General features: G+C 70.0%; 4 protein-coding genes and 1 pseudogene. 4 read left to right on the top strand and 1 reads right to left on the bottom strand.

The window, feature by feature from the left end; genetic code table 11:
* The 3 genes from CCN51_RS43405 to nudC form a co-directional block, all read left to right on the top strand.
* Positions 1–797: PD-(D/E)XK nuclease family protein (locus tag CCN51_RS43405; protein ID WP_143676084.1), on the top strand; the 797-nt coding region annotated here is incomplete at its 5' end.
* Positions 798–859: 62 nt separating this feature from the next.
* Positions 860–2263 carry a dipeptidase gene (locus CCN51_RS43400; protein ID WP_014176639.1) on the top strand — a complete coding sequence of 468 codons (1404 nt, stop codon included), beginning with the start codon at positions 860–862 and terminating at the stop codon, positions 2261–2263.
* Between the two features lie 49 nt (positions 2264–2312).
* Positions 2313–3248, top strand: coding sequence for an NAD(+) diphosphatase (gene nudC / locus CCN51_RS43395; protein WP_014176638.1), 936 nt, complete (start codon positions 2313–2315; stop codon positions 3246–3248).
* A 30-nt stretch (positions 3249–3278) separates the two neighbouring features.
* Here nudC and CCN51_RS43390 read toward each other — a convergent pair.
* Positions 3279–3362: pseudogene (locus CCN51_RS43390) on the bottom strand (NrdH-redoxin); the annotation flags it as partial.
* Between the two features lie 64 nt (positions 3363–3426).
* Between CCN51_RS43390 and CCN51_RS43385 the strand changes: the two are divergent.
* Positions 3427–5130 (top strand): recombinase family protein, encoded by a 1704-nt coding sequence (locus CCN51_RS43385; protein WP_078610459.1) that lies wholly within the window; start codon positions 3427–3429, stop codon positions 5128–5130.
* The last annotated feature ends 40 nt before the right edge of the window (positions 5131–5170 follow it).

Here is a 5170-nt window from a genome sequence, read left to right as displayed (position 1 = left end):
GCCCGCCGCCCGAGGAGGCGCGATTGGTCGCCTCCTGGGACCGGGACCTGGACGCGCTCGCGGGCGAGCTGCGGCGGGCCCGCGCCACGGTGCGGGACGTGCCGATGCCGTACACGCTCAGCGCCTCGCAGTTGCTGCGCCTGGCCGCCGACCCCGACGGCTTCGCGCGGGAGCTGGCCCGCCCCATGCCGCGCCCGCCGCGCCCCGCCGCGCGCCGCGGCACCCGTTTCCATGCGTGGGTGGAGTCACGCTTCGAGGCGCTGCCGCTTCCGTTCCTTGGCCCGGACGAACTGCCGGGCGGCGAGGACGACGAGCCGGAGATCGCGAACGAGCGGGACCTGGCCGAGCTCAAGGAGGCGTTCGCGCGCACCCCGTACGCGCATCGCACCCCCTATCGCGTCGAGGCGCCGTTCCAGCTGGCGCTGGCGGGCCGGACGATCCGGGGCCGGATCGACGCGGTGTACCGCGCGCCGCGGGCCGTGGGGGGCGGGCCGGGGGTGCGGTACGAGATCGTCGACTGGAAGACCGGCCGGTCGCAGAACGCCGACCCGCTCCAGCTGGCGGTCTACCGCCTGGCCTGGGCGGAACAGCAGGGCCTGCCCCTGTCGGCGGTCTCCGCGGCGTTCGTCTACGTACGCAGCGGCGAGACCGTCCGCCCGGCCGCCCTGCCGGGCCGGGCGGAGCTGGAGCGCATCTTGCTCGGCGAGCCACAGGAGACGCATGAGCACACCCAGCCGCATGAACCCCACGAGGCACCCCATGAACCCCACGGTGAACACGTGACGGAGAACACATAGCGGCAGCGGCCGCGCGCGGACCCCGGCCCTGGCACCCTCCCGGGCCGGATAGGCTCAAGTGCATGAGTAATACCCCGGACACGGACATCGCCGTCCGCGCCTACGTGGAGGCTCACCGCGCCGCGTTCCTCGACGACCTCGCCGAGTGGCTGCGCATCCCGTCCGTGTCGGCCGACCCCGCTCGCGCCGACGACGTCCGGCGCAGCGCGGAGTGGCTGGCGGCGAGCCTGACCGCCACGGGGTTCCCGGTGGTCGAGACATGGCCGACGGCCGGGGCGCCGGCCGTTTTCGCCGAGTGGCCGTCCGACGACCCCGACGCCCCGACCGTGCTGGTCTACGGGCACCACGACGTCCAGCCCGCCGCCCGCGAGGACGGCTGGCACACCGAGCCCTTCGAGCCGACGGTCAAGGACGGCAGGCTGTACGCGCGCGGTGCGGCCGACGACAAGGGGCAGGTCTTCTTCCACACCCTGGGCGTACGGGCCCACCTCGCGGCGACCGGCCGTACCGCCCCCGCGGTCAACCTCAAGCTGATCGTCGAGGGCGAGGAGGAGTCCGGTTCGCCGCACTTCGCCGAGCTGATCAGGGCGCACGCCGACCGGCTCGCCTGCGACACCGTGATCGTCTCCGACACCGGGATGTGGTCCGAGGACACCCCGACCGTCTGCACCGGTATGCGCGGGCTCGCGGACTGCCAGATCGATCTCCATGGGCCTGACCAGGACATCCACTCCGGCTCGTTCGGCGGCGCGGTCCCGAACCCGGCCACCGAGGCCGCCCGGCTGGCCGCCGCCCTGCACGACGCGGACCGCCGGGTGGCGATACCCGGCTTCTACGACGGCGTTGTGGAGCTGACCGACCGCGAGCGCGAGCTGTTCGCCGAGCTGCCCTTCGACGAGGGCGCCTGGCTGCGCTCCGCGCACTCACACGCCACGCTGGGCGAGGCGGGCCACACCACCCTGGAGCGGATCTGGGCCCGCCCGACCGCGGAGGTCAACGGGATCGGCGGGGGCTACCAGGGGCCGGGCGGCAAGACGATCGTGCCGTCGTACGCCCAGCTGAAGCTGTCCTTCCGGCTGGTGGCGGGCCAGGACGCGGACAAGGTCGAGCTGGCGGTGCGGGAGTGGGTCGCGGCCCGGATCCCGGACGGGATCCGCCACGAGATCACCTTCGGGAACGCGACCCGTCCCTGTCTGACCCCCCTGGACCACCCCGCGCTCCAGTCGCTGGCGCGGGCCATGGAACGGGCCTTCGGTACGAAGATCCGCTTCACCCGGGAGGGCGGCTCGGGCCCGGCCGCCGATCTGCAGGACGTGCTCGGCGCGCCGGTGCTGTTCCTGGGCATCTCGGTGCCCTCCGACGGCTGGCACGCGCCGAACGAGAAGGTCGAGCTCGATCTGCTCCTGAAGGGCGCCGAGACGGCCGCGTACCTGTGGGGCGAACTCACGCAAAACCGGCCAGTGTAGCGCGTATGTATGTAAAGCACCCGTTTCTCAGGGGGAGTTGGAAGCAGCCGTGACCACCTGGACCGATCGCACCGCCGCCCAACCGATCACGCTCAGCGGCGCGAGCGGTATCGACCGTGCCGCCCACCACCGCCTGGACGAGGCGTGGCTGGCCGCGGCGTGGAGCCACCCGACGACGCGGGTCTTCGTGGTCTCCGGCGGTCAGGCGCTGGTCGACGACACGCCGGACGGGCGCACCGAACTCGTCATGACCCCGTCCTTCGAAGCCCCGCCCACCGAGACCCACCGCTACTTCCTGGGCACCGACGAGGACGGCGTGCGCTACTTCGCACTCCAGAAGGACGCGCTGCCGGGTCGCATGGACCAGTCGGCGCGCCCCGCGGGGCTGCGGGAGGCGGGCGCCCTGCTGTCGGCGCGGGACGCCGGGCTGCTGGTGCACGCGGTGGCGCTGGAGAACTGGCAGCGGCTGCACCGCTTCTGCTCACGCTGCGGCGAGCGCACGGTGATCGCGGCGGCGGGACATATCCGCCGCTGCCCGGCCTGCGGGGCCGAGCACTACCCGCGGACCGACCCGGCCGTGATCATGCTGGTGACCGACGATCAGGACCGGGCGCTGCTGGGCCGCCAGATGCACTGGCCCGAGGGGCGCTTCTCGACGCTCGCGGGCTTTGTCGAGCCGGGCGAGTCGATCGAGCAGGCCGTGGTCCGCGAGGTGGCGGAGGAGGCGGGCGTCACGGTCGGCGACGTCGAGTATGTGGCCAGCCAGCCGTGGCCGTTCCCCTCCAGCCTGATGCTGGGCTTCATGGCGCGCGCGACCTCCTCCCGGATCCAGGTGGACGGGGAGGAGATCCACGAGGCGCGCTGGTTCTCGCGGGACGAGCTGCGGGCCGCGTTCAAGTCCGGCGAGGTGCTTCCGCCCTCGGGGATCTCGATCGCGGCCCGTCTCATCGAGCTCTGGTACGGGGAGCCGCTGCCCCGGGCCTGAGCCCGGGGGCGGCTGGTCCCTGGTGGGGGCTCAGCCCCCGATCTTCGCCTTGACCTGGGCGAGGGAGGGGTTGGTGAGGGTCGAACCGTCGGGGAAGAGGACGGTCGGAACTGTCTATAGATTTCCCGCTACGTGAGGGCGGCCAGGGAGGGCCGCCCCTTGTGGGGGAGGGAAGAGCGTGAGCGAGAAGCCCAGGGCTCTTGGCGTGGTCCGTCTGTCCGTCGGCAACGAGAACCAGACGGGGGAGGAGACGCAACGCACCCGCATCAGCAAGCGTGCGGACGCGGAGGAAATGGAGTTGGTCGACTTCGCCGTCGACATCGACGTGTCGGCGTCCATCTCGCCGTGGGTACGCCCGTCCCTGGGCGACTGGCTCAACAACAAGAAGGACCAGTTCGACCACATCATCATCCTGAAGATCGACCGCATCGCGCGGTCGGTCCGCCATCTCTCGGACATCATCGAGTGGTGCGAGGCGAACGGTAAGGGCCTCATCTCCTGCGAGGAGGGATTCGACCTCTCGAAGCCGTGGGGCAAGACCATCGCCAAGATCCTGGCTGTGGTCGCAGAGGCCGAGCTGGACGCCATCAAGGCCCGCAACAAGGCTTCCCGGGAGACCATGCGGAAGACCGGCCGCTGGCCGGGCGGCCTTGTCCCGTTCGGACGCAGAGCAGTGAAGGGCGACGCAGGCTTCACTCTGGAACTCGACCCCGAGTACGGCCCGACGCTGATCGAGATGATCCGGCGCTTCATCGAGAAGCCGAGCTTCTCGGCCGTCGCCGACTGGTTGAACGAGCAAGGCGTACCCACGGCTCAGGACATCGCTCGCATCCGCGCGGCGGCAGGCGAGAGCACAACTCGGCTGGCCGACCCGAAGCCTCGGGGAGCCAGGTGGACGCCGACCACAGTGCAAGCCGTACTGATCAGCCGCTCCCTGCTCGGGGAGTACGTACGCGCCAGTGGCGCCGTAGCCCGCAACGACGACGGCACACCTGTCATGCGCTCTGAGCCGGTACTGAACGAGGAGGAGTGGACGAAGCTGTCGGAAGCCGTCGCCTCGGTCAAGTACAAGAAGCAGAAGGGCTCTACGTCGCCGACAGTGGGCGTGACGTTCTGCCTGTTGTGCGGAAGCGCCCTCTACTTCGTGAAGGGCGACCCGGCCAAGGGCAAGCGCGAGCGGTACCGCTGTCACGGCAACAAGAGCAAGGGCATCCAGGCATGCCCGAAGCAGAGGTTCTGGGCCGAAGACCTGTACCCCTGGCTGGAGTCGACCCTGTTGGGCGAGATCGGCCACTTGGAATGGATGGAGTCGAAGACGACAATCGACGACAGCCGTGCGGCGAAGCTCGCCGTGATCGACGGCAAGATGAACCAGCTCCTGAAGGAACTCCAGCAGGACGAGCTCAGCGCCGTCGCGTACGCCTCGCAAGTCGCCAGCCTTGCCCAGGACCGAGAGAAGGTCACCAACCAGGAGGGGCCGAAGCCGGTGACCGTTTGGACGGGTACGGGCGAGAGCTACGCGGAGTGGTGGGAGCGGTCGAGTGTCGACGAACGGCGTGAATGGCTGAAGAAGCACAAGGTCAAGGCGTACTTCGGACATGACGTCCTGGCCATCGATCCCGGCGACCTGATCGAGAACATCAAGCAGCAGGGCATCACGTACTGGGATGTGCCCTCCAAGTCTTCTCAGGTGCTCTCACCGATCACGCCGATCTCGTTGCACGGAAAGCTGTACGAGAAGCCGAAGCCGCTTACGGGTATGGAGTGGGAGATCGTCAGCCGCTGGGAGGACTTCGATGCGGAACGGGCAGCGCAGCGGGCGAAGGCTGAGGAGGAAGCCAAGGGAGCAGAGGGAACCGAGATGGTTCCGATCTCTGCCTGATGCAGGCTGAGCAACCGAGGAAGGCCCCCGACCTGGGGGC

This window comes from Streptomyces milbemycinicus (genome assembly GCF_002154605.1).
GTDB classification, from domain to species: domain Bacteria; phylum Actinomycetota; class Actinomycetes; order Streptomycetales; family Streptomycetaceae; genus Streptomyces; species Streptomyces milbemycinicus.
The sequence above is the reverse complement of the archived record's forward strand: the minus strand, read 5'-3'. Positions and strand labels throughout refer to the sequence as shown.